Here is a 24,992-nt window from a genome sequence, read left to right on the forward strand (position 1 = left end):
TCTAAATGTTGATTTTATTATGAAATGAGGAATGAATTCTTGGATAGTGGTCAGATAATTATCAATTTGATTGTCATATTAATCACTTTCTTCATCGCGGCCTTTTTTGTTGCTTGCGAATTTGCTTTAGTACAATCTCGGCCAAGTGCCATAGAAGAGGCCTTGGACAATGGAGAAGGATCCAAAAAGAGATTAACCCGTTCGTTAAAAATGGTGACTAACCTGAACGAGTATCTTTCAACCACTCAAGTGGGTGTTTCAGTCGCAGGGATTATCTTAGGCTGGTTAGGTGAATCAACGATCTCGGCAATTTTGCTTGATTTACTCAACATCACACACACCAATCCGGGCGGCGCTACTGCTCATGCGATCGGTGCCGTGTTCGGCGTTCTCCTGCTGACTTATCTAGAAGTGGTTTTCACAGAAATCGTGCCCAAAAACATTTCTATCGACATGCCATTAAAGGTACTGCGCTACGTGACAACGCCACTGCATTACTGTCATATTCTGTTCTATCCCTTTGTCTGGTTACTCAACCATTCTGCCAATGGCGTCGTCAAAGTATTAGGCTTCCCCGTTGCCAACGAAAGTGAAGAGGTCTTTTCACAAGCTGAAATTCTCAGCCTGTCACGAAACGCCGTTGCTGGTGGTGAATTGGAGAAAAACGACTACGTTTACATGCAGCGTGCTTTTGAGCTGAACGATAAAGTGGCTAAAGATATTATGATCGACCGAACTGCTTTGGTCGTGATCGATATTACAGCAAATGTTAAAGAAGCCATCAATATGTATCTGCAAGAACGGTTCTCTCGCTTACCAGTTGTGGCAGATGGCGATAAAGATAAGATCTTAGGCTATGTTTACAACTATGATTTGATTCGTCAGCAGCAAGTTGACCCAACGATTCACATTGACCGTTTGCTGCGGCATATTTCTACCACCCCAGAATCAACGCCAATCACGCAGGTCTTACAGCAAATGATCCATAAACAGACCCCTATCGTGGTGGTAGTTGACGAATATGGTGGGACTTCCGGTATCATTACCGATAAAGATATCTACGAAGAATTGTTCGGCACCGTCCATGATGAAATTGATGATTCTTCAAATGAGGATATCTTTAAACAGCCAAATGGCACCTACCAAGTTAGCGGTAAGATGACCACTTACGATTTCGAACGTTACTTTGACGTTGATATTAAAGAGTTTGAAACCAATGATGTGGTGACGCTTGCCGGGTCAATCTTGGATAATCATCCTGATATTAAACAAGGAACGGTCCTCCACATTGATAACTTCGACTTTAAGGTCGTTGATTATGAAAACTCGTTTATTAATTGGTTTGAAGTAACGGTTAATGAACCTGCTCCGGCAGATGATGCCGATGATGAAAATAATACCGATAACGATGAATAGCTATACAAAAATAGCCCGATTACCACTTCAAGTGATAATCAGGCTATTTTTTTATTGAATGCCCTGGGTTGGATTCAGTACGAATTCTTGTAATCGGTCGCCAAACTGAATAACGGAATCGTTTTTACCGTGGCGTAACTGCCAAAGTAAAAATAACATCACGTTACTAGCGTAAAGATCGCTCAAATAATCTAGTGGCAAATCAATTTCACTTGGTAAGTCCACATGCTGGAAATACTGATAGGCTGTTGTTCGTAAAATCCGTTTGAAATTACGTTCCAGATCTGCTGTTTCAGTGTGAATATCAAATAGCTGCAACAGAATCTCGCGGTATTGAGTCAGCGCAAGGATCAATACTTTAACGGTATTGGAGCCAATTTCTGGTGTATGTATACTAAACCGCTGATCCACAATTTTCCGGAAAACTTCCGTGTATTCTGCTACCAGTTTCTCTAGCAAATCATACTTGTCGTAATAATGACTATAAAAAGTTGACCGGCCGATGCGTGCCCGTTTACTGATATCCTGCACTGTCATGGTCTTAAATCCCTTTTCTTTGAGCAAACCAAAGAAAGCTCGTGTAATTTGTTCGTTTGTCCGCCGAACTCTTAAATCCTGTTTCTCTGCCATTCTCTCACCTCTATAATCATTAACTATCTCCGCTATGATATATCACAAGCACTCAAATCACAAAACTTCTGCTGCTTGCTTTCAACCCTATATATGGCTAAAATTAACTGATAATACTACCAGTATGTATCATCTGTACGATTAACACAACATCTACCATTATATCGATAAATTGGAGGAAAAACACCATGGATTCCATACGAATTTTATTTATTTCAATTGCGGGTAATACGCGTAATTTCGTTGAAAATTTGACCCATTATGCATTCGCGCAACACGTTAAAAATAAGGGCTTGCCAGAAATTGAAGCAACCGAAATTTCGGAACAGACTGATTTTGCTGACGAAACAAAGCCCTTCTTCTGTTTTGTGCCAACTTATTTGGATGGTGGTAACGGTATCGATAATGGTGTTAAAGAACTGATGACAAATGTTATGGGAGAGTACATTGATTACCATGATAATGCCAAACAGTTAATTGGCGTTGTTGGCAGTGGCAATAAAAATTTCAACGAACAATATTGTCTCACTGCGCGTCGATACTGTGAAAAATTTGACGCCCCATTTATCGATGACTACGAACTACGCGGGGTCCCTGCTGATGAAGCACGGGTGTACAAAAAACTAGTTGAACGACTTCAATTTTTGAACTTATAAGGAGACGACATTTTGTCTAACAATATTTTAAACCTACTTAATCAACATCGCAGTATTCGCCAGTTTACCGACCAGCCGCTGACTGACGAGGAAGTTACTACCTTAGTAACGGCTGCTCAACACGCGGCTACGAGTACCTTCGCCCAGCAATACAGCATCATCAGTATTACTGACCCAGCTATCAAACAAGAACTTGGAGATATTACTGGTCACCACTGGCTGGAAAAAAGCGGCCACTACTTTATGCTGGTTGCCGATCAGCACCGGAATTTGAAAATTGCTGAAGCTACCCATGCCGATACGACGATTTTACGCTCCTTTGACAAGTTTCTCGCCAGCACCTTCGACGTTGCTATCGCAGCAGAGGCCATCGTCACTGCTGGTGAAAGTATGGGTTTAGGCAGCACGATCATGGGCAGTATTTTGAACCATTCACAGCGGGTCATCACGTTATTAAACTTGCCAGAACTGACTTTTCCACTGTTGGGAATTGCCATTGGTCATCCAGCAGAACAACCTGGTCTAAAACCACGATTACCGCAACCGCTCATGCACTTCAGTAATCAATACGCGTTGCCAGATGATTTTGATTCACAATTAGCTTCCTATGACACGACGACGGCTGACTACTACGCTCACCGCAACAGTCATTTGAAAAACACCACTTTCAGTCAGCACATTGTCCAGGAACTGCAGCGTGACCCTAAGCTGCGAGCCGAACTCCTTCAGGTAATTAAACAACAGGGATTTAATATAGACTTATAGTATTGAAAATTTACTTGAAATTAAGGTTGTGACATAAGTCTATATTGGCAAGTATTTTTTATTTAGATCATGAGTATCCGTGAGTTCGACACGTTGATATAGCCTAATCGTGCGCCCAAACTTATATTCTGGCCATTTAACGCAAATCATGCCTATCCCAACAAAGTTGCCGGGATAGGCATGATTTGCGTTAAATTTTGGAAACTACTGAGTTTTGTCGCACACTCATTTTTTATTTAGATAGCCGCCGATGACTGACCAATACACAGCCAAGTGACAGTAACATGGCTAATCCCACGCATAAAAACAGCGCCTGATAGCTGAAATAGTCAATCATCAAACCACCGAATAGCGGTCCGATTGCTCTGCCAAGCGAAATCGCCACGTTATACATACCTTGGTATTTTCCCTTACTGCCGTTTTCCGCTAGACCATCGATCCAAGCTGGCAAACCTGGAAACCCAATCATTTCACCAATCGTCAAAACAATCATAATGATCACAAAGGCTGAATATTGACTGGCAAAAATCAGGCCAAAAAACGACAGGGCAAAAATTGAAACACCAAGTCCAACTTGCGTAGCTAATCGATGACCACTAAATAACCGGTTCATCAGTGGCTGTCCGAACACGATCAAAAAACCGTTCATGGTCCACAAGAAACTATAATCCTTAAACTGAATGTGCAGATTCGTCATGTGCACTGACAGAACGCTTTCCCAGAGTGAATAACTAGCGTAGATGGTAAAAACCATTATGCAGATCCACCAAATTGCTTGTAAGTTTAATTTTGGTACCTGCCCGTTTTCTTGACGCTCACTCTTTGTACTATTCACGTCAACTTTAAATTCAGTCAGCATGAGAACAAAAAGCAAGATGTAGCAGAGTGTTGTCACCGCAAAAACCAACGTCACACCATAATCCAGCAAATAACCTACCAGTAACGTCCCGATGACAACACCAACGTTTAAAGCAATGTACATCAAGTTAAAAACTTTGCGGATCGACGTACTCTTGATGGTTGCGGCAAACGAATTGCCAACAGTCAAACTGATACCATCACCAAAGCCGACGATCACAAGCAGAATAGCAAAAATCGGCCATCCGTGGAAAAAGATCAGCAAAATCATTCCCACAAGTGATATGCCAGCACCCAATATTCCCGTTAAGTACGGTGACCAACGATCAAACAAAACACCGCCAATGTAGTTACCCACCATCATCATTAACGACATGACCAGTAACACGGCACCCGCAGTAGTGAGTGATTCCCCTAGCATTTTATTCATGTAAACCGTCGTTAGCGGCCACATAAACGCCGCACCGGTATTCAACATTAGGTTAGCAATGAATAATGAAGGTAAACGAACTTCTTTCCTAGTCGCAATCATTTCTGATCGCTCCGACCCTCTGCTGATGCATTAAATTCACCCGTTAAGACAAGCTTACCGTGAACTTTGCCTTGGCTGACCAGTTTGTGAGCTTGAGTCAAACTCTTTGCGTTGATCCCATCCGTTAAAACTTTAGTGAGCGTGGAAGTCAAAACGCCTTGATCAAGCAGATGGGCAATCAACTGCAAGGTCTTCCCCTGACTATTAACGTTATAATCCGCATCGCTTTTTGCAAACATGTACTCCCAGTCAAAACTGGCAGCTTTATTTTTAATTTTGTATAGCGGTAAATCCACCGGACTACCGACGATTGAGCCAATGTGCCCAAATGGTTTCACTAGTTCAGCAGCTAAGTCAAAGTAATCTGCGGGATTATATAAAATGGCAATACCATCAAGTGACGTATAGCCTAAATCGTGAATGCTCTTTAACAGATCACCATGGTAATCTAAGGGGTGATCGACTTTATTTTGTTTTAGCCAATCAAAATGTTTAGGACTGCTAGTCGCCAGAACGGTGATACCAGCCCAGTGTGCCAACTGCGTCATGATGGAACCAACGCCGCCAGCACCGTTGATAATTAGTAGGGTGCGTTTTTGATTCTGGTTAGCCTTACCCACAAACTGCATTTTTTCAAACAACAGCTCATAAGCAGTTAAAGCTGTCAGTGGCATGGCAGCAATCTCGGCTGCAGTTAATGACCGTGGCGCTAGACTGGCAAGCCGTTCATCAACCAACTGGTACTCAGCATCGGCACCAGCAACCTGAGAACTGCCGGCATAAAAAATTCGGTCGCCAACTTTGAACTTGGTAACCTCTTTACCCGTTTCAACCACTTTGCCGACTGCATCATAACCCAGTATTTTGGGCGCAGTAGCTTCGTTAACCGCCTCTTTCAGCTTAGTATCTACTGGGTTAACCGATACCGCATCCACCTGAACCAACACTTGATTAGAGTTTGCGATGGGTTTTGGTAACGTGAAATTAATTAACTGCTGATCTGCAGTTACGCCAATAGCTTTCATAATGTATACGCTCCCCTCTAATTTCTTGACCTAAACTGATTGTACCAAACAAAGGCGTGTAAGCAAGTAATTAGGGAGCTGGCGTGGACTACCTGGTACAACAAATAAGCACCATCCCGTTTTGTCGGAATGGTGCTTATTTGTACACTCTTATTGTTTATTGTAACTTAAATGTATAGTGTCCAGCTGGTGCTTTACCAACTGAAGTGTTAATTACTTGGTTCTTGCTGTTTACCAGTACAAATTGCTTCTTGCTGCTAAAGCGCATGTAGAAGGTCGCTTTGGCACCGCCCTTAGCACTGGCACTGATCTTCCAGAAGCTAGGTGTCTTAGCATCAACGCTGTAACGTGCATTCTTCAAAACGTGAGTTGATTTCTTACCTTGGTAAGTATATTCATTCAAACCAGTTTTTTGACTGAAAGTAAACTTCATCGTCCAGCCTTTGTTACTGGTTGACTTCCAAGTACCTGTTGGTGTGCTTGGTGTATTTGATTTTGAAGTCGTCTTTGAAGTCGTCTTTGAAGATGTCGTTTTCTTGGTTGAAGTAGTCTTCTTAGTCGTAGTCTTTGATGACGCAGTTGCTTGAACCGTCATGATTCGGTAGAAGTAATGCCCATTAGAAGCCTTGGCGTAAACGTAAAGTTTGGTACCTGCCTTTTGCTTAGCTGGTAACTTCACAGTGTATTTACCGGTAGTTTTAGATGCTGTTGAACTGGCAATTTGTTTCTTCTTGCTGTTTTCAACAGTGATCTTAACACCCTTGCTGGCCTTACCTGATACTGATGTTGAACTTGAGTAAATTTTGTTGATTGACAGGCTAGGACTGCCCGCAACAACAGTTGTCTTAGCTGATGCTTGAGTCTGCGTCATGGCGCCAGCTCCTAGCAAGCTAAATGCAGCAATTAAGCTACCTGATAAAACGACTAATTTCTTCATTTGAGTCTCTCCTTGTGTATATTCGCTTTAACTAGCGAATTCTAATAGCATTGACGAGTATAACCTCTTCGCCACTAGGTTGCTAGTGATTATTAAAAGGTTTTAGGAGTTTTTAATATCTTTTTGAAAACGGCGACACCCCTTGTCCCATTTACTAGTATCAAATACCCAAAAGGGGCAAGGCAAATAAAGGTATTTCTTTTACCAGATTAAGAAACGTTGTATAATAATAGCAAATGTTTAATTCGTTTAATTTGTTTAATTATTTTTTAGAAAGCGTGGCCTGCAAATGCCAACTATTAGAGAAATTGCAAAACTGGCTAATGTCTCCCCTGGAACGGTTTCACGGGCATTAAATCCAAACAAAAAACAAGCAGTTGCCTCTGAAACAATCGAAAAAGTTAAAAAGATTGCTGCCGAAGTTGGCTATGAGCCAGTTCAGCACAAAGAGACCAGTCAGCACGTATTGACGTGCGCTCTGATTACAACACTAACATTGCAAGAAGAAACCGAAGATGAATATTGGCACTTCATCCGAAAGGGAATTTACGAAACCGCCGCCAAAGAGTCAGTTGCCATTCAAAACATTTTTCGAATTCAAAACGGTATCAAACCAAATGTTGTTGCCGACTTTGATGCTGTTATCATCTTAGGTTCGCTGTCCTCAAACGCCATCATGCGGTTTAAGGCCTACAACAAAAATATCGTCATCATTGACGATGTCAAAAGCGATGACAGTCATGTTGATACCATCGGCACTAATTTATATGCTTTAACACGCATGGCTTTGGATAAGTTAAGTGCAGATACTGATGGTCCAATCGCGTTTATTGGCGGTAACCGCTTAGAATTAAGGAGTAACGGTTCGGTTGAACAAGTCGTCGATGATCCACGCACATCGGCTTACCACGATTGGGCGGCAATCAAGCGGCAGAAAGAATTACTTAAATTAACGTCTTGGTCCAGCCAGGCGGGCTTAACAGCAGTTGAAGCATTATTATCTGAATCTCAGACAAAAATTGGTGCGTTACTAGTTGCCTCTGACCCACTAGCTATTGGTGTGATGAAGGGTCTGCGGGAACAAAACATCATGCCTGGTAAGGATATATCGATCATTAGTTTTGATGGTATTAAACTAGCCTCGTTTCTAACGCCAGTGTTAACAAGCATATGGCTACCGAAAGAAGAACTCGGCATTACCGCTATTAATCAAATCAAAAATCTAGTCACCACGAATCGTGACTGGTCAGTTCGAACTGAAATACCCGGAAGATTAGGAACAGGCGACACTTACCCTATTCGTGAAAAAACAGAAAATGAGTTATAGAAACAAGAGATTATCTAAAAGGCTTGAAGTTAACCATTTGCTTCGGCCTTTTTTAATGCTATCCAGTATGTTGGCTGCCAATAAGAGAACCCTCAAATTAAGTTTAATAAACTTGTTTAAAATACAATGCAATAAATAATAAATTTAATAAATATTATTGACATTTCGTTTGAAAACGCTTACTTTTAGAAATGTAGATACTTACTTTTAACTTTATTAGGAGGCTTTTTCATGGCAGACACTACGATGTCACCGTCAGACAAGCGTAAACGAATCACGTCCAGACTATCTTATTCGTTTGGTGCATTTGGGCATGATATGTTTTATGCAACATTATCAACTTATTTCATTATGTTTGTTACTTCTCATTTATTTGATAAGAGCAGTGGCGGACAAAACGCTCGGATGATTGGCTATATTACAACCATCATCATGATTTTAAGATTCGTTGAATTAGTGATCGATCCGTTCATTGGCAACACCATTGATAACACGAATACCCGGTGGGGTCACTTTAAACCCTGGGTGGTCACAGGTGGAACGGTTGGTTCCGTGATGTTAATCATCCTGTTTACTAATATGGGAGGCTTAAACGTTTCCAACCCGATTTTATATTTAATCTTATTCGCGGTTTTCTATATCACGATGGATATTTTTTATTCGTTTAAAGACGTTGGCTTCTGGTCAATGATCCCAGCGATCTCCTTTGATTCCGCTGAACGTGAAAAAACAGCTACCTTCGCTCGTGTTGGCTCTAACATTGGTGCTAACATCGTCGGAATCATCGTTATGCCACTTGTATTATTCTTCTCCGTTAACTCTAACAACGGTCAAGGTGATAACCGAGGCTGGTTCTTCTTCGCCGTAATCATTGGCTTAACTTCTTGGATTTCAGCAATCGCTGTTGGCTTAGGCACTAAGGAAAAACATTCTGAATTACGTGAAAACAAAGAAAAAACGACCTTCAAAGGTGTCTTCAAAGTTTTGTTGAGTAACGATCAATTAATGTGGATGGCATTAACTTACTGCTTATATACAACAGGCATCGCTATTTTGAACTCACTCGAACTATATTACTTTACGTATATCTTGGGGAAGCCTGCTGAGTTTAGTTTTTTGGCTTCGTTAAATGCAATTATTGGGATTTTCTCAGTATTGACCTTCCCTTCATTGGCACAAAAGTTTAGTCGTCGACGCGTATTCTTCCTCTCAATTATCGTCATGCTATTTGGGGTTTTGCTATTCTTCTTTGCCGGCAGTTCATTACCATTAGTTCTAACCGCCGCTGTTTTGTTCTACGTTCCTCAAACCTTGATCTTCTTAGTTGTACTGATGATTTTATCTGATTCCGTTGAATATGGACAACTAAAGAATGGGCACCGAGACGAGTCGCTGACCCTTTCAGTTCGGCCATTATTAGATAAATTTGGTGGTGCCGTTTCTAACGGTGTGGTTGGTTTAACTGCCGTTTGGGCCGGGATGACCAGTGGTGCATCTGCTAGTGATATCACAACACATGGTCAAATGGTCTTTAAATTAATGATGTTTGGTGTACCTGCCATTCTCATTCTGCTTGGCACATTTACTTTTTGGAAGAAAGTAACGCTTGATGAAAAAGAACACGCGGAAATTGTGGATGAACTAGAAAAAACTTGGCACCAGCATTTGAGTAGTGATGACGAATCAATGAGTCAAATTCGTCAGGATGTCGATAGTCAGACACTATCATACACTGCACCAGTTGATGGTGAATTAGTTTCTCTAAACGGCGTTGGCGAAACCAACTTTGCCAGTGGCAAGATGGGTAAAGGATTTGCCATCAAACCAAGTGATGGTCACGTTTATGCACCCTTTGACGGTGTGATCGAAGCGACCTTCCCTACTCGGCATGCGGTTGGTTTAAAAGCTGCAAATGGTACGCTTAGTCTGATTCACATTGGTGTGGATACAGTGAAAATGCGTGGAACTGGTTTTGTCAGTCAAATTAAGAAGGGGCAAACCGTTAAACAAGGCGACTTGTTGATTGAATTTTCACCACTGATTTTGAAAAAAGCTGGCTATGATGATACTGTGATGGCCGTAATTACCAATGGTGATAAGATTAGCGACTTCACTTATTTGAAGCAAAGTGGCAGTGTTAAACATGGCGACGAAGTTCTGAACCTCTCCGCTCCTACCGAATAAGCCATTTAAATCACTTAACCTCTAGGTAATTCATTAGAAAGGAAGCTTAACGCATGGCAATCTTTGTTAATGACAACGTATTTCACTTGCAAACGGCAAATATGAGCTACATCTTTTATGTCATGTCGAATGGCGAACTGGGTCAGCTATACTGCGGCAAGCAAATCCCGGTTAAAGCAAACTATGTTAACTTAAGTACACGTGAAGAACGCGGCTCAATGCCCGCTCTATCACTTGATCAGCCCGATTTTCAACTGGAAATGCTCAAGCAGGAGTATGCGGATCTGGGTACTGGTGATTTTAGGTATCCTGCTTATCAAGTAGAGGAAGCAAACGGCAGTCGGATTTCTGAATTCAGGTTTAGTAAATATGAACTGACAGCTGGAAAGAAACGCTTACCAGACATGCCATCGACCTTTGATGACACCAGCGACGCTTCTCAGACATTAACTATTGTTCTAACTGATAAAGTGACGGCAATGACTTTAAAACTGAACTACACTATCTTTCCGCATCAGGACATTCTGGTACGTAGCAGCAAATTTGAAAATAATGGTCAGCAGCCGGTAACTCTGACGGCCGCTTACAGCAGCGAACTGGATTTACCAGATGCCTCATACGATATGATTCAGTTTTCAGGTGCTTGGACCCGGGAACGTCAGCTGATTCGGACACCATTACGAAGTGGCGTTCAAAGTATCAGCAGTTTGCGTTACGCATCCAGCCACCAGCAAAACCCGTTCTTCATCTTAGCAAGACCACAGACAACTGATGACCAGGGAGAAGCATTCGGTTTCAACCTGATTTACTCTGGTAATTTTATGGATCAAGTTGAAGTTGATCACTATGATACCACCCGGATTTTAGTTGGCATCAATCCAAACGAGTTTTCTTGGCAAATTGATGCTGGCAAAACATTCCAAACTCCGGAAGCAATCATGAGTTATACGTCAAACGGGATGAATCAATTGAGTCAGCAAATGGCAGATTTCTATCAGAAACACTTGGTTAACCCCCGCTTCGCGCAGAAGCAGCGACCAATCGTAATCAATAACTGGGAAGCCACTTACTTCGATTTTGATGAAGAAAAACTGCTAAAAATTGTGAAAAAAGCGAAGCAGCTTGGCATTGAAATGTTTGTCCTCGACGATGGCTGGTACGGCCACCGGAATAATGACCGGAGTTCACTGGGCGACTGGTTCGAAAACCCGAAGAAATTTCCGAAGGGTTTAGCGCACTTAGTCACCCAGGTCCACGACATGGACATGAAATTTGGCTTGTGGTTTGAGCCAGAAATGATTTCCATGGACAGCACGCTCTACACCCAGCATCCAGACTGGTTGATTGCCGCTCCTAATCGGCAAAAGACACCTAGCCGCAACCAGTTTGTTTTAGATTTAAGCCGTCCTGAAGTTGTCGATTACGTTTTCCAGATGGTAGGTAATATGATCAAGAAAACGGGCTTAGACTATATTAAATGGGACATGAACCGAAACATTACTGATATGTTTGGTCAAAAATTGCCACCTCATCAGCAACAGGAAATGGGCCATCGGTATATGTTAGGTGTTTATCAGCTATACGAACGTGTGACTACCGCCTTTCCAGACGTTTTAATCGAGTCTTGTGCAGCCGGTGGCGGTCGTTATGACCTAGGCATGATGTATTATGCACCGCAAGCATGGGTCAGCGATGATACCGATGCCGTTGAGCGATTAAAGATTCAGTTTGGAACTTCATACGGCTACCCTCAAACTATGATGGGCGCTCATGTTTCAGCAGTACCTAACGAACAAACGGGACGAAAAACGCCATTTGATACTAGAGGAAACGTCGCCTTCTTTGGCGACTTGGGCTATGAACTCGACATTACCAAGCTGACTGAAGAGGAACAGCAACAGGTCGCCTCACAAGTTGCTTTTTACAAACAATACCGGCAGTTATTCCAATTTGGCAAGTTTTATCGAATTGATAGCCCCTTCGAAAAACAAGGCAATATCGTCAGTTGGGAAGTCGTCAGTGCGGATCAGCAAAAGGCCGTTGCTGGCTGGTATCAAATCTTGAACCATCCTAACGGTCCATACCAACGGTTGAAGTTTCGGGGATTGATTCCTGATCAGTTATATACCGTCAATCAATTAACGGAACAGTTTTATGGCGCTGAATTAATGAACGCCGGCCTAATGCTTCACCCTGACGCGATGCAAGGCGCTTCAGAGGGTGATTTTAAGTCACAGCTCTTTATGGTTAACGCAGTCAAAGACTAATAGCAACTAAAAACGGCTAGTCATCGGTTTCCGGAATGGGAATCGATGACTAGCCGTTTTTTAGTTACCTTTGCAAATCCATTATCCGCACCAAAATTACTTCACCAACGTTATTCGATACTGCCGTCCATTAGCCTCAAAGGGTTCGGAAATTAACTGATCAGGTTTAAAATACACTTCAATTTTTTGATACACTTTACCATCGCTGTCTACTAGCTCTAGGTGAACACCATACTGATTTTCTCGAAATGGGCTTTTATTGACCAGATAATTGATCCCCGTCCCATCACTGTAACGCTGACGCTTCATCTGGTCCAATTTAGCTAACGAAATACTAATTAATTCCATCTTGAAATCACCTATACGGCATCATGACTGTCACTTGTCAAATGAGCGCTTGCTAAAATGGCATCGACAACTTCGGCTGGTGTCAGATCATCCGTATCAATTTCCACATCGCTCACTTCATGGTACCTGGCATCCCGCTTTTGTTTCAGACCAAGTAAGCCATCGACACCAAGTTCTTTGACTAACGGTCGTTGCCCATCATCCGATAGCCGGGATAAAACCGTCTCCGGCTTAACGTTGAGTAGAATAACTGGCACATCGCTTTTACGTAACAGCTCATAGTTCGCCGTTTGAATCGGTGTCCCGCCGCCCGTCGATAAAATGCCTTTACTATTCACAAGCGTGTCAGCTAAAACATCGTGTTCCAGTTGGCGAAAGGCAGTCTCGCCTTCATCGTCAAAAATTTGTTGAATTGTTTTGCCAGCACGTTCCACAATCACGTCATCCAAATCCCGATGAGTGAGGTGCAGCCGTTGGGCTAACAGCTCGCCGACAGTGGTTTTGCCGCTACCCATGAAACCAACTAAAATCGCTCTCATTGTTTCTTCTCTCCTTGATCCAAACGTTCTCTAACTGTCTTGGCATGCGCAAAGAATTGATAAATCTTTTCGGTATCATGCGCTTCAATGGCTTCTTGAATCTGCTTTAACTGATCCATATAAGTTGTTAGCTGTTCACTAATAGCCTCAGAGTTGCTTAGCATGATGGCTGTCCACATGGTCGGGTCAGACCCAGCAATCCGAGTCGTACTTTTAAAGCCACCCGCAGCGGCACTGAGTCCAACTGAGTCATGTTTTAACTGATGATCAGCAGTGTTGACCAGGTTAGCTGCTAACACGTGCGGTACGTGGCTAATTTCGCTGACTAAGCCATCATGTGCCTTAGCAGACACATTCACCCAGCGTAATTTTGCCGGTTTGAGACAGGCTTTAAATTGTGCAGTTTGGGCCGTGGTCTGGGAACCGTCGACGATGAAATATGTAGCGTTATCAAATAAATCTTCGCGGCCAGCTCGGCCACCCGTTTTATGCGAGCCGGCCATGGGATGACCACCCATGAAGCCGACGTGTTGCTTCTGTATGGGCTGTGACGCAACCATGACCTGCGTTTTGGTGCTACCAACATCCGTCACCAGCACACCTGGTTTTAATGTTACATTAGCTAATCGTGCTAATTGATCAATAATCACTGAAACTGGGCCAGCGAGCACAATGATATCCGCGCGTGAAGCTGCTTTTAACAGCGTCACCCGTTCATCAATGATCCCCTGACCCAGCAGAAACTGGCTGGTATCATCGTTGGGATCGTCCCCTAAAATTGTTGGCTGCAGGTCACTTTTCTTCATGATTCGAGCCAATGAACTGCCAATCAGCCCCAAACCGCTTATCAATACCGTTGTCATGCCAATCACCTCATTACAGTAGTTTGTCTAGATCATCGAAAAATTCTGGATAGGAAATTCGAACACTGTCAGCACCCTTCAACTGCAAAGGTTGATCAACCAGTAACGCTGCAATTCCAATCACCATACCGATCCGGTGGTCATCATGGGCATCTAGAACTGGATCAACGACGTGCCACGGTTTGCGCCCATCAATAACGAAGCCATCTGGTAATTCTTCAATATCGATGCCTAGCTTCTTAAACTCAGTCACAATGGCACTAATACGGTCGGTTTCCTTGACCCTTAACTCTTCAGCACCAGTAATTCGGCTGATTCCATCAGCTTTGGCAGCTAAAAGTGCTACCAATGGTAATTCATCGATCACCGCTGGAATTTGCGCCTTACCAATATCGATGGGCTTCAAATTGGCCGATCGAATCGTGAGATCACCAATCGGTTCGCCGTCAGTAGGTTCAGATTCGACTGAAACATCCCCACCCATGACGTTTAAAATATCCAGTAACCCAGTCCGGGTTTTATTCAGGCCAACATCTTTTAACGTAATTTGAGATCCTGGCACAAGGCTCGCCGCCGTCATAAAGAAGGCAGCCGATGACATATCACCAGGCACCGTCATCGATTGGCCCTTTAGCTGCGGCTGTGGCTGAACGGTGATGGTTAACCCATCAGACGCCGTAGTAATCTCGCCGCCAAAAGCTGTCAACATCCGTTCCGTATGGTCCCGAGTCGGTAACAATTCCGTCAATGTTGAGGGTTCATCTGCCTGCAAAGCCGCTAAAATCAGCGCACTCTTCACCTGCGCACTGGCCACTTTAAGCTGATAATCAACTGCGTGCAATTTTTCACCGTTGATGGTCACCGGTAAATGCCCATCTGTGGTGGTAATGTCAGCGCCCATGGCTGCCAGCGGATCACTCACTCGTCGCATAGGCCGCTTAGACAAGGAGGCATCACCAATCAAAGTCGTGCTAAATGGCTGACCGGCTAATAGGCCCATAATCAGTCGAGTGGTGGTGCCAGAATTCCCCATATCAAGGGGTTCCTCGCTGGCCTTTAATCCGTGCAGGCCAACACCATGAACCGTCACCGTAGTCCCTTCGCGTTCGATCGGTACACCTAACTGCTGAAAAGCAGCTAATGTTGATAGGCAGTCCGCAGAAGTCAGAAAATGCGTCAGTGTAGTGGTTCCTTCACTGATTGCCCCTAACATAATACCCCGGTGAGAAATACTCTTATCACCAGGAACCGTCAATTCACCATGCAATCCCTTTGCTGGTTGACTTTTTAGTGTTCTCAAGGCTGATCCCCCCTTAGTAGTTTTTCAGTTCTTCTCGGTAAGCCTTTAACTGGGCCTTTAGACGTGTCATATTACTGCCATCAAAGGTATCTGTGATGGCCTTAGCTAATTCAATGGCAACCACGCTTTCGATAACGATAGAAGCAGGTACGATTGCTGTGGTATCAGAGCGTTCAACACTGGCCTTCTTGACTTCTTTGGTTTCAACATCGACGCTTTGCAGTGGCTTGTATAGCGTTGGAATTGGCTTCATCGCTGCTTTAACGATCACCGGCATCCCGTTAGTCATGCCACCCTCAAATCCGCCTAAGTGATCGGATTCACGGGTAAAGCCCTCACCTTCGTGCCAGTCGATTTCATCCATTACTTGACTGCCAAAACTAGTGGCCGCCTTAAAGCCATCACCAATTTCAACACCCTTCATGGCGTTGACACCCATGACCGCGGCTGCAATCTTACCATCTAACTTCGTATCCCAGCTAATGTAGCTGCCTAATCCTGCTGGGACGTTGGTGGCTACGACTCTAACAATACCGCCCAGAGTGTCGCCATCCTTTTTCGTTTTATCAATCAGCGTGTGAATTTCGTCGACTTTATCTGCTTGCACCACACGTAAATCATTTTGACTGATTAAGTCCTTGATTTGAGCAACATCTAATGGTGATTGATCATCCGCAGCAACGGGACCAATCTGCTGGACGTAGCCCACAATGTCGATTCCTAGTTGCTGCAGGAACTGTTCACAGATGGCACCAATGGCAACTCGCATCGCTGTTTCTCGAGCACTGGAGCGTTCCAAAACGTTCCTCAGGTCACGATGGTTGTACTTCATCCCACCAACCAGATCAGCGTGTCCTGGACGTGGGCGTTCCACCGTTCGCAGTGAATTTTCCGCCGTCTCATCCGCCACTGGGTCCATGATTTTACCCCAATGTGCATGATCCCGGTTGTTAACTACTAGCGCAATTGGTGAGCCCATGGTCTTCTTGTGGCGAACACCGCCAACAATGGTCACTTGATCGTGTTCAATTTTTTGACGACTGCCACGGCCATAGCCGCCTTGCCGAGCAGCTAACTGGTCGTTAATGGCGTCAATATCCAACAATAAGCCAGCTGGTAAACCTTCAATAATCCCTGTCAGTTGCGGTCCGTGAGATTCTCCCGCTGTTAAATAATTCATCTTATAATCCCCTTTTAGTGTGCTTGGTTAGTTTTTGTTAAGTAGTCTTGATAGTCCCTAGAGTTTTTCATGATGGTTGCAAAAATATTGCGCATATAGAGCTTCGTTCCCGGATTAGGATCCATGCTTGTCACCCGGTCGAGTACCTGGTCTTCCCGGTTGTGATCCATAATCGGTAGATTGGCAGCTGCCTTAGCTTCATTTACCTTCGTGACGGCCTCAAAGCGTTGTGCTAAAAGTTTCACGATTTGGTCATCAATATCGTTGATCTGCTGACGGGCGGCAGTTAATTCATTGGGTTGCCACGCGCCTGAATCATTTTCATTTGTTTCCATCATTTTAGTCACTCCTTAATTTTGGTACGAAAAAAGCCAGCTAGACAACCTAGCTGGCTTCATTGCTTCCTTTATGGAATCAATCATGGTCCAGCTAGTATCTTCACGTCTAGCTGGCACGACAAATTGACGGCTTGCTTTAGACGCGAACGCGATTGCTTCAGCGTCCGCATTTAAAGTTGCGGACGCTAACTAAAGTAATAACCGTACCAATACGCATTAACTTGAGCTAACTGTGTCGTCATTGTCATTGATCCCTTCTCATTTAGATTGTTTTCATTAAAACATATTGAGAAATTTTAGTCAACATTTTATTGTATTCTCACTTTGTGAACTTTTAGCCTGACAAGCAACAAGCCAGTCGAGATTGCTAGGCTAACCAGTAACCCTGATTGATGCGATCAAGCAAGGTTACCATTTGACGGGTTTCTTTCACATCGTGTACACGAATAATTTTACCGCCCTTTTGAATCATGGCCACTTCACTCACTAACGTCATCGGTAAGCGTTCATCCTTCTTCAGGCCCAACAACTTAGCCATGTAACCCTTCCGCGAAACGGCCACCATCATCGGCCGTTCAAGGTCATTGAACTGATCCGTGTTATTCATAATGACGTAATCTTGATCGTCATTTTTAACCTGAACGTTAGCGTAGCCTAACCCTTGGTCAATGGCGATACGGTCACGATCAATTCCCGCCGCAGTGAGAGTATTTAAATTATCTTCAAAAAACTGATGAGCTTCATCCGTCATGATTTTAAAGTCAAAGTTGCGGCCATTCAGCATCGTCAATAAGCCCACATTAGATTGCGCCATCAATTTTAGCTTGGCAGGATCATCCGTAAAGCTATTCACATCGTTAATAATCGCTACTCCAGCATCAATAGCGGCTGCCATTACGGGTACTTTATAAGTATCGATAGCCAGTACCGCTTCAGGAAAATGACTGGCAATCGCTTTAATGTACGGAATTGTCCGTTCCATTTCAACTTCAGGCGTCACTTCAGTGTACCCTGGCCGAGTTGTTTGCCCATTAACTTCGATGACGTCTGCCCCCGCTTCTAGCATTTCCGAAACGTGAGCCAGCACCGTATCCATGGTCGTATACCGACCGCCATCGTAAAATGAATCAGGCGTAATGTTCATAATCCCGTAAATCATTGAGGTATCACGAAGTTTAAACCGTTTACCAGCAACCTGCCAATCTAAATCGTGCTTGGTCAAAATTCGCTTTAAGGTTTGTTCACCAGTATGATCATCCGAAAACCAAGTCGACCAATGCTGAGTCAACAACCGCAGTGCCGGTAGTTTTAATAGTCCAAAAATATCGCCGTCGCTCACCACCATGACAGCATCCAATTGGCGTAACCGTTTTTGCAGTTCCGTCTGTTCTGACACTGCAAGTGACGTAAAAAACAGCGCAATCAATCGTTGCTGCTGGGCTAGCTGAAACAAGGCCTGACTCTGAAAATCAGTCGCTTCTTGAAACTGGTCAGTCAATTCTCGAATTTGCATGAATTAAACTCCTCTCAATTCTGCTGCTAATTGCTTAGCTGCACGACCTCGATGGGTCAGTGGTAATCGTTTCTCATCAGACATCTCAGCTAGTGTGCATTGCTGATGGGGTAAAATAAATAGTTTATCAAATCCGGTGGAATTCGTTCCGCGGGTTTGCGTTGCTATGGTACCACTAACACGCCCAACTGCGGTCACTGGTGCTTGACCCGGCGCAATAGCCACCAACGTACTGACCATTGTCGCTCGGCGATCATCCTGACCCTGCATAGCGTTTAAAATGGTTTGATTATCGCTATGGGACACGTCTTGATGCAGTTCTCTTTTGGTGGTGACACCTAAATGCTCACCAAGCGCATTGACTTCAATCCCACTATCATCAGCGATAACACCCTTAGTCGTTTGCTTGGCTAAAAATTGGGCTTTATGCAATGCATTGGCCGCATAACTGTCAGTTTGTTCTGCTGGAAAATTCAACTTAGGCAGCTCATTTGTATAGGGAATTGCCTGAATCCCATAGAACGCCAAACATTTAATCAAATCGCGTGTTTTAAACTCATTATTTGATGCAATCAGCCATTCAGTCATGTTCAGCCCTCCATCGCTGCTAGTTCGCGAGCCACGTAAAAGGATCCAGCCACCACGATCATACCGTTTTGGGGCAGTGTTTCCCGAGCAGTTTGCATGGCTTGCGGCATACTAGACATCATCTGAACATCAACCTCAGGGGAAAGGATTCGTATCTGACTAGCCAACTCATCGCCCGGTAACGCTCGTTTAGGATTATCTGGCGTGACCGTCAACACATGGTTTGCCAATGGTAATAGCAGCTGCAGCATAGGTGTCACTGCTTTATCAGCTAAAAAACCCACCACCCACGTCAGTGAATACTGTTCTGCTAACCGCTTTAGACTATTTGTCAACGCCGTCATGCCATCAGGATTATGGGCCACATCAACAACAATTAGTGGGTGCTGCGAGATGACTGTTAACCGATCTGGCAGCTGAATTTGCTGCAAACCAGCTCTTAAAGCTTCATCCGTTATGCGAACATGATGTCGCTTTAGCACTGCGACTGCCGTTAAAACGAGGGTTAAGTTCTGCACCTGAAAATCACCGGCCAGATTGAGTTTAAGCGCTGACCAGTTAAATAAATCGCTATGTAGATCGACCGTCATACCAGTGAAACTACGAGCTAAAACGGCAGCTTCCGTTTTGGGAGCGGTCAAAGAAACCCCTTGATTTTGCGCTTCATTTTGTAGCACCTTGAAGACTTCAGGTTTCTGATCATAAAGGGTTACCACGGAAGTTCCGGACTTAATGATCTTCGATTTTTGAGTTGCAATCTTCGTCAGTGTATCGCCCAAAATCTGCATGTGGTCCATGGCAATCTTCGTAAACACCGTCAGCTGCGGTGCACTAATTGCATTAGTGGCATCCGTTAAGCCGCCCAGACCGGCTTCTAAAATCACGTAGTCAGCCCGTTGATTGCGATACCAAATAAGACTGATCAAAAACTGCCATTCAAAGATTGAAATATCAGTGGTGGCCATTCCAAGCCGCTTCACCACTGGTTTAATTTCGTTATAACTATCAATAAAGGCAGCTTCTGTGATCCACTGATGATTAAACTGAATTTGCTCCCGGTCGTTTAAAATGGCAGGGCTGTTAAACCGGCCCACTTGATAACCTTGCGCCTCCAAAATAGCACTCAACATTGCGCCAGTAGACCCTTTACCATTGGTGCCAGCAATGTGGATAACATGGTAGTGCTGATCCGGATCGTCCAGAGCGGCCACAATTTTCCGCAGTAACGGCACCCGGTTATTATCGCCCACTAATCGCGCTTGATTGAACTGATCAATTAATTGAACATACATATCATGAACAGTGTTTTGATTCATTGCCATCACCCGTTAATTCGTTGCAAGAATTCCTGTTTTAATTCACGGTCGGTCTTGAATGCACCAGTATAATAGCTGGTTTCGGTTTGACTGCCCGTCTTTTCAACGCCGCGCATTTCCATGCACATATGCCGAGCCGAGACCGAGACTGCAATCCCTTGTGGGTCAAGAATCCGCGTCAGCTCTTTAGCAATGTTGACCGTCATCCGCTCCTGCACGTTTGGCCGCTTAGCACAGTAGTCAATCAATCGAGGAATCTTACTAAGTCCCATTACTCGCTGATGGTTAGGGATGTAAGCCACGTCTACTGTCCCGAAAAATGGCAGCAGGTGATGTTCACACATGGAGTAAAAGGAAATATCTTTGATCAGCACCATTTCAGTGGTTTCGTCCACTGGAAAGAGTTTGTAGTTATCAAATGCCGGCGCGTTAACTGACGAAAAGACTTCACTATACATCCGGGCAACACGACCCGGCGTTTCAACGAGACCGTCACGATCAGGATCTTCGCCAACGGCCTCCAAAATCATCTTTACTGCTTGTTCAATTTTTTTCTGATTTGCGTCATTTATCATAGTTTATGGTGACCCCTTCTACTTTTTTAATCCAACTCTGATCTGCTTTTTGCTGTAAGGCAGCCTCTACTTGGACCTTCACTTTCAAATCATGACCAGCAATTTCCTGTACTGGCAGTAATACAAAGTTACGTTCAGATGCCCGTGGATGCGGCACAGTTAAGTCCGGTGTCTCAATCTGGCGATCACCCCAATAGACAATATCTAAATCAATTGTTCGGGGTCCCCAATGCTTTAACCGCCGCCGATGACCTGCTTGCTCAATGTCATGAAGCAAAGTCAATAACGCTTGCGGATCAAGCGCAGTGGTGAGTGACACAGCGATATTATAAAAATTAGCTTGATCCAAATTGCCCCACGGCTGCGTTTCGTAAACCGAAGAAACGGCTTTAACTTGAACAGCTGGGTCAGCTTGAAGTAAGTTAACTGCTTGCGTTAAGTTGGCCAATCGATCACCAATATTTGACCCGATGCTTAAATAAACTTGCTCACTCACGATTTTCACCTGACACTTCAATTTCGACATTATCAAAAATTCCTGGCATGGGAACACTGTACTTACGAATTTTAAGCGTGATCTTGGTCGCCATTGGAAAATCCTTTAACAACAGCTTTAAAAGTTCATTAGCAAGTGATTCAATCAACTTATAAGAATGCGTATGAACAAACTTATCAATGGTAGTATTAACATCCGCATAGCTAATTGTTTCGTCTAACTCATCATGTTGAACCCGAGCTTCAATTGGATAGTTCAAGGCAACATCAATAGCCAATTGCTGACCATTCTTTCGTTCTTCAGGAAATACACCGTTAAAGGTATGAAACTTTAGATTATTAATTCGAATAACGCCCATGATGCCACCCCTTCTCTAAATGCGACTAAATTGTTTCTATTTTACCATCTATTACAGGTTTAAACACCTATCAGCTCCCTTTTTTGGTACACTGGAAGTAACGTCTTTTCGAAAGGATGATGAAGTTGAATAACCGAAACTTTAAGTATCCAGATACTGCCGCCTATGACAGTATCATCGCTTACTTCGAAAGCAAAAATATCAAGCTCGAGGACATTGCGTCAATCACCTATCAGATGCAGTTGCAATTCATTCCCGAACTGAAGGAAGAAGAAGCTATGTCAGCCGTTATTGACGTGCTTCATAAACGGGAAGTCATGAACAATGCTATGGTGGGGATTGCCCTGGATCAATTAGCAACTAAAAAAGAACTACCTGAACCGTTGCAAAGCATCGTTGAAAACGACGCGGGGGTCTTCGGTGTAGATGAACTGCTGGCTGAAGGGGGCATCTCCGGTATTTACGGTAAGATTGCGACCACTAATTTTGGCTACCTCGATCGTGAAAAACACGGTATTCTAAAGCGATTAGATACAGTTCAAGGTAAGGGAGTCAATACCTTCTTAGACGATATTATTGCGGCTATCGCAGCTGCTGCGGGTGCTAAACTAGCCCACAAATATGCTTAATGGTCTAATATCATCTTTACAATGTCGTTAAAGTGAGAGTTCTTAATTGGCTTGTTGAGCTGTTTCAGGTAAAATGAAGGTCATTTACAAGTTGATATTTTGTTTTCTAAAATTTTCTTTCAAAATTGTCGTTTTATATGAAAGCTTTTTTCATAAGGCTTTATAGCTGATATTTCATTTGAGCGATGAACTTGTTTAAGAAACTTTTCTTAATTCCCTTTTTTTACTAGGAATTTGTTATATAATAATTTCGACACGAGTGGTCTAGACGATATTGTTTTGTCTACGGCGCATTCGTCAATGACTACTTTACCTCATAAAATTTAAGGAGTGACTGTATTGGCTGCAGAAAGAACTTCACTATTTATCTTCTTCGGTGGGACTGGTGACCTAGCTTACCGGAAACTTTATCCTTCCATGTATAACTTATATAAAAAGGGAACTTTAAGAGAACATTTTGGTGTTCTCGGAACTTCTCGTGAAAAATTAACCGATGAACAATTCCGGGACCAAGTGCGTAAGTCACTTGGAACCGCTAAAACTGATAAAGATGCTGAAAAGTTCGTTTCACACTTTGTCTACGAAGCACATGATGTTACCGACAAGGAACATTACCAAGTCTTGAAAAAACGTGCAGAAGAATTAGACAAGAAGTACGAATTGAACGGCAACCGGATCTTCTATCTTTCACTTGCACCTTCATTCTTCGGCACTGTTGCTGGTTTCTTAAAGACTGAAGGCTTAACTGATACTGACGGCTTCGACCGTGTTGTGATTGAAAAACCATTCGGTCGTGACTTTGACTCAGCTAAACAATTAAACGATGCCTTAAGCAAGTCATTCGATGAAAAACAAATCTTCCGGATCGACCATTACTTAGGTAAGGAAATGATTCAAAACATCGAAGCTGTTCGTTTTGGTAACACTTTGATCGAATCTCTTTGGAACAACCGTTACATCGACAACATCCAAGTTACCTTATCTGAAAAACTGGGTGTTGAAGAACGTGCTTCATACTATGACAACTCTGGTGCCTTACGTGACATGGTTCAAAACCATATTATGCAAATCGTCAGCTTACTCGCCATGGAACAACCCGTTTCCTTCACCGATGTTGATATCCGTGCTGAAAAAGTGAAGGCATTGCGTTCACTTCGAGTTTACAACGTTGCTGAAGCTTCAACTAACTTCGTCCGTGGTCAATATGGTGCCGGCGATAGCCAACGCGCATATCGTGATGAGGACAATGTTCCTCATGATTCAAACAACGATACCTTCGTTGCTGGTAAGTTATTGTTTGATAACTACCGTTGGTCGGGTACCCCATTCTACATCCGGACTGGTAAGATGTTGGCTGACAAGTTCACTCGCGTGGATGTTGTCTTCAAAAAGCCACTTATCGACATCTTCTCATTCCCACAAAACCACAACGCACCGCTTGAAGCTAACGTTTTGACGATGTACATCGAACCACATGCTGGTTTCTCACTACGTCTGAACGCTAAGACTAACGGTCAAGGTTTCCAAACTGAACCAATCAATTTGGACTACTTCGTTGATGCTAAGGATTCAAAGGCAACACCAGAACCATACGAACGTTTACTTCATGACGTTATGAAGGGTGACGGTACCAACTTCTCAAGCTGGCAAGAAGTTTCCTACGCATGGCGCTTCGTGGACCAAATTCGTAAGGTTTGGGACTTGCAACAACCACAGTTCCCTAACTACACCCCAGGTTCAATGGGCCCTGCATCTGCTGACGAACTGATTCAACGTGATCATCGTCAATGGGTATACCGCTTAAACAAATAATTAATCAAATTTAAATCAAAAACTCGCAGTTCCGTGATTGGAATTACGAGTTTTTTTGTACCGAATTTTAAAAAACAGCTACTTTGAGAGAATGGTTTTCGCATACGGATTAGGTAACTGGTTAATAGTCTTTTCTTGCTGAACAAACTGCTGCTCCTTGGTAACCGTAGCCACTGCGTTCGGTGATTGATAGACATTTAGTTTGTAATCGATTTCTTGCAAATTTTGCGCAATTTTCCGTTGCCGAGCTTCCACCTTTTTTCTGTGTTCCGATAATAATGTTATTCGTTGCTGGATCGTAGCCGGACCCTGCATCACATAATCAATATACCGACGAATATCCTTAATCGTCATACCGGTATTTTTTAAACAGCTGATCGTATGAATCAGACTTAAATCACCGTCAGTAAATGCCCGGTAGCCTGACGAATTTCTTGCCACAAAGGGTAATAATCCCTGTTTATCATAGAATCGCAAGGTATAAATTGAAATTTCTGTTTTCTCTGATACTTCTTTAATTGTATAAGTCATTAAAAAACT

At 43.4% G+C, this 24,992-nt stretch carries 25 protein-coding genes; 8 read left to right on the forward strand and 17 right to left on the reverse strand.

The genetic code is table 11. From position 1 onward, the window contains the following. The first annotated feature begins 24 nt into the window (after positions 1-24). A complete protein-coding gene (locus tag CES82_RS06810; RefSeq protein WP_180245689.1) occupies positions 25-1,416 on the forward strand; it encodes a hemolysin family protein in 1,392 nt (463 codons plus the stop codon). A gap of 51 nt (positions 1,417-1,467) precedes the next feature. On the opposite strand, the gene CES82_RS06815 is transcribed toward CES82_RS06810, so the two are convergent. Beyond that, a complete protein-coding gene (locus CES82_RS06815; RefSeq protein WP_098824760.1) occupies positions 1,468-2,046 on the reverse strand; it encodes a TetR/AcrR family transcriptional regulator in 579 nt (192 codons plus the stop codon). A gap of 188 nt (positions 2,047-2,234) precedes the next feature. Between CES82_RS06815 and nrdI the strand changes: the two genes are divergently transcribed. Both nrdI and CES82_RS06825 read left to right on the forward strand, forming a co-directional pair. Continuing rightward, entirely contained in the window at positions 2,235-2,702 is a 468-nt protein-coding gene (gene nrdI / locus CES82_RS06820) for a class Ib ribonucleoside-diphosphate reductase assembly flavoprotein NrdI (protein ID WP_098824762.1), read from the forward strand. A 12-nt stretch (positions 2,703-2,714) separates the two neighbouring features. Then, positions 2,715-3,467, forward strand: a complete 753-nt coding sequence (locus CES82_RS06825; RefSeq protein WP_098824763.1) for a nitroreductase family protein — start codon at positions 2,715-2,717, stop codon at positions 3,465-3,467. A gap of 232 nt (positions 3,468-3,699) precedes the next feature. Here CES82_RS06825 and CES82_RS06830 read toward each other — a convergent pair whose 3' ends face one another. The 3 genes from CES82_RS06830 to CES82_RS06840 all read right to left on the reverse strand — a co-directional run bounded on the left by CES82_RS06830 (position 3,700) and on the right by CES82_RS06840 (position 6,819). Then, positions 3,700-4,857, reverse strand: a complete 1,158-nt coding sequence (locus CES82_RS06830) for an MDR family MFS transporter (protein WP_098824765.1) — start codon at positions 4,855-4,857, stop codon at positions 3,700-3,702. Continuing rightward, entirely contained in the window at positions 4,854-5,882 is a 1,029-nt protein-coding gene (locus CES82_RS06835; RefSeq protein ID WP_098824767.1) for a zinc-binding alcohol dehydrogenase family protein, read from the reverse strand. Before CES82_RS06835 ends, CES82_RS06830 begins: the two co-directional genes overlap by 4 nt. A gap of 157 nt (positions 5,883-6,039) precedes the next feature. Next, positions 6,040-6,819 (reverse strand): Ig-like domain-containing protein, encoded by a 780-nt coding sequence (locus CES82_RS06840; RefSeq protein WP_098824768.1) that lies wholly within the window; start codon positions 6,817-6,819, stop codon positions 6,040-6,042. 289 nt (positions 6,820-7,108) lie between these two features. Here CES82_RS06840 and CES82_RS06845 point away from each other — a divergent pair, with 289 nt between their 5' ends. The 3 genes from CES82_RS06845 (at position 7,109) to CES82_RS06855 (ending at position 12,597) form a co-directional block, all read left to right on the forward strand. After that, complete coding sequence (locus tag CES82_RS06845) at positions 7,109-8,146, forward strand: LacI family DNA-binding transcriptional regulator (protein ID WP_098824770.1); 1,038 nt, start codon at positions 7,109-7,111, stop codon at positions 8,144-8,146. A gap of 231 nt (positions 8,147-8,377) precedes the next feature. Next, positions 8,378-10,330, forward strand: a complete 1,953-nt coding sequence (locus CES82_RS06850; RefSeq protein WP_225364860.1) for a sugar MFS transporter — start codon at positions 8,378-8,380, stop codon at positions 10,328-10,330. A 53-nt stretch (positions 10,331-10,383) separates the two neighbouring features. Then, positions 10,384-12,597, forward strand: a complete 2,214-nt coding sequence (locus tag CES82_RS06855) for an alpha-galactosidase (protein WP_098824772.1) — start codon at positions 10,384-10,386, stop codon at positions 12,595-12,597. A 96-nt stretch (positions 12,598-12,693) separates the two neighbouring features. Here CES82_RS06855 and CES82_RS06860 read toward each other — a convergent pair whose 3' ends face one another. The 12 genes from CES82_RS06860 to folB all read right to left on the reverse strand — a co-directional run bounded on the left by CES82_RS06860 (position 12,694) and on the right by folB (position 22,011). Then, the gene (locus CES82_RS06860; protein ID WP_098824774.1) at positions 12,694-12,945 is read right to left on the reverse strand and encodes a hypothetical protein; all 252 of its coding nucleotides are present in this window, start codon (positions 12,943-12,945) and stop codon (positions 12,694-12,696) included. A gap of 11 nt (positions 12,946-12,956) precedes the next feature. Further along, positions 12,957-13,484, reverse strand: coding sequence for a shikimate kinase (locus CES82_RS06865; protein ID WP_098824776.1), 528 nt, complete (start codon positions 13,482-13,484; stop codon positions 12,957-12,959). After that, a complete protein-coding gene (locus CES82_RS06870; protein WP_098824778.1) occupies positions 13,481-14,347 on the reverse strand; it encodes a prephenate dehydrogenase in 867 nt (288 codons plus the stop codon). The genes CES82_RS06865 and CES82_RS06870 overlap by 4 nt, the downstream gene beginning before the upstream one ends. Positions 14,348-14,360: 13 nt before the next feature. Beyond that, on the reverse strand, positions 14,361-15,647 hold the full coding sequence (aroA, locus tag CES82_RS06875; RefSeq protein ID WP_098824779.1) for a 3-phosphoshikimate 1-carboxyvinyltransferase: 1,287 nt from the start codon (positions 15,645-15,647) through the stop codon (positions 14,361-14,363). A 13-nt stretch (positions 15,648-15,660) separates the two neighbouring features. Next, positions 15,661-16,827, reverse strand: coding sequence for a chorismate synthase (gene aroC, locus CES82_RS06880; protein ID WP_098824781.1), 1,167 nt, complete (start codon positions 16,825-16,827; stop codon positions 15,661-15,663). 14 nt (positions 16,828-16,841) lie between these two features. Continuing rightward, entirely contained in the window at positions 16,842-17,165 is a 324-nt protein-coding gene (locus CES82_RS06885; protein ID WP_225364861.1) for a chorismate mutase, read from the reverse strand. 367 nt (positions 17,166-17,532) lie between these two features. Next, positions 17,533-18,678: a dihydropteroate synthase gene (gene folP / locus CES82_RS06890; protein WP_098824784.1), complete on the reverse strand. Its 1,146-nt coding sequence runs from the start codon at positions 18,676-18,678 to the stop codon at positions 17,533-17,535. A 3-nt stretch (positions 18,679-18,681) separates the two neighbouring features. Next, positions 18,682-19,266, reverse strand: a complete 585-nt coding sequence (locus CES82_RS06895; protein WP_098824786.1) for a non-canonical purine NTP pyrophosphatase — start codon at positions 19,264-19,266, stop codon at positions 18,682-18,684. Between the two features lie 2 nt (positions 19,267-19,268). Beyond that, on the reverse strand, positions 19,269-20,588 hold the full coding sequence (locus CES82_RS06900; protein ID WP_098824788.1) for a bifunctional folylpolyglutamate synthase/dihydrofolate synthase: 1,320 nt from the start codon (positions 20,586-20,588) through the stop codon (positions 19,269-19,271). Next, positions 20,588-21,157 (reverse strand): GTP cyclohydrolase I FolE, encoded by a 570-nt coding sequence (folE, locus tag CES82_RS06905; protein ID WP_098824791.1) that lies wholly within the window; start codon positions 21,155-21,157, stop codon positions 20,588-20,590. Before folE ends, CES82_RS06900 begins: the two co-directional genes overlap by 1 nt. Then, positions 21,147-21,683, reverse strand: coding sequence for a 2-amino-4-hydroxy-6-hydroxymethyldihydropteridine diphosphokinase (gene folK / locus CES82_RS06910; protein WP_098824793.1), 537 nt, complete (start codon positions 21,681-21,683; stop codon positions 21,147-21,149). Before folK ends, folE begins: the two co-directional genes overlap by 11 nt. After that, positions 21,646-22,011: a dihydroneopterin aldolase gene (gene folB / locus CES82_RS06915; protein ID WP_098824795.1), complete on the reverse strand. Its 366-nt coding sequence runs from the start codon at positions 22,009-22,011 to the stop codon at positions 21,646-21,648. Before folB ends, folK begins: the two co-directional genes overlap by 38 nt. Before the next feature lie 125 nt (positions 22,012-22,136). On the opposite strand from folB, the gene CES82_RS06920 reads away from it, so the two are divergent. Both CES82_RS06920 and zwf read left to right on the forward strand, forming a co-directional pair. Further along, a complete protein-coding gene (locus CES82_RS06920; protein ID WP_098824797.1) occupies positions 22,137-22,640 on the forward strand; it encodes a phosphatidylglycerophosphatase A in 504 nt (167 codons plus the stop codon). Positions 22,641-22,979: 339 nt separating this feature from the next. Then, positions 22,980-24,452 (forward strand): glucose-6-phosphate dehydrogenase, encoded by a 1,473-nt coding sequence (gene zwf / locus CES82_RS06925; protein ID WP_098824799.1) that lies wholly within the window; start codon positions 22,980-22,982, stop codon positions 24,450-24,452. A 78-nt stretch (positions 24,453-24,530) separates the two neighbouring features. Here zwf and CES82_RS06930 read toward each other — a convergent pair whose 3' ends face one another. Then, the gene (locus CES82_RS06930; protein ID WP_098824801.1) at positions 24,531-24,983 is read right to left on the reverse strand and encodes a MerR family transcriptional regulator; all 453 of its coding nucleotides are present in this window, start codon (positions 24,981-24,983) and stop codon (positions 24,531-24,533) included. Positions 24,984-24,992: the final 9 nt, after the last annotated feature.

It is taken from the genome of Secundilactobacillus silagincola, assembly GCF_002583405.1.
Classification (GTDB): domain Bacteria; phylum Bacillota; class Bacilli; order Lactobacillales; family Lactobacillaceae; genus Secundilactobacillus; species Secundilactobacillus silagincola.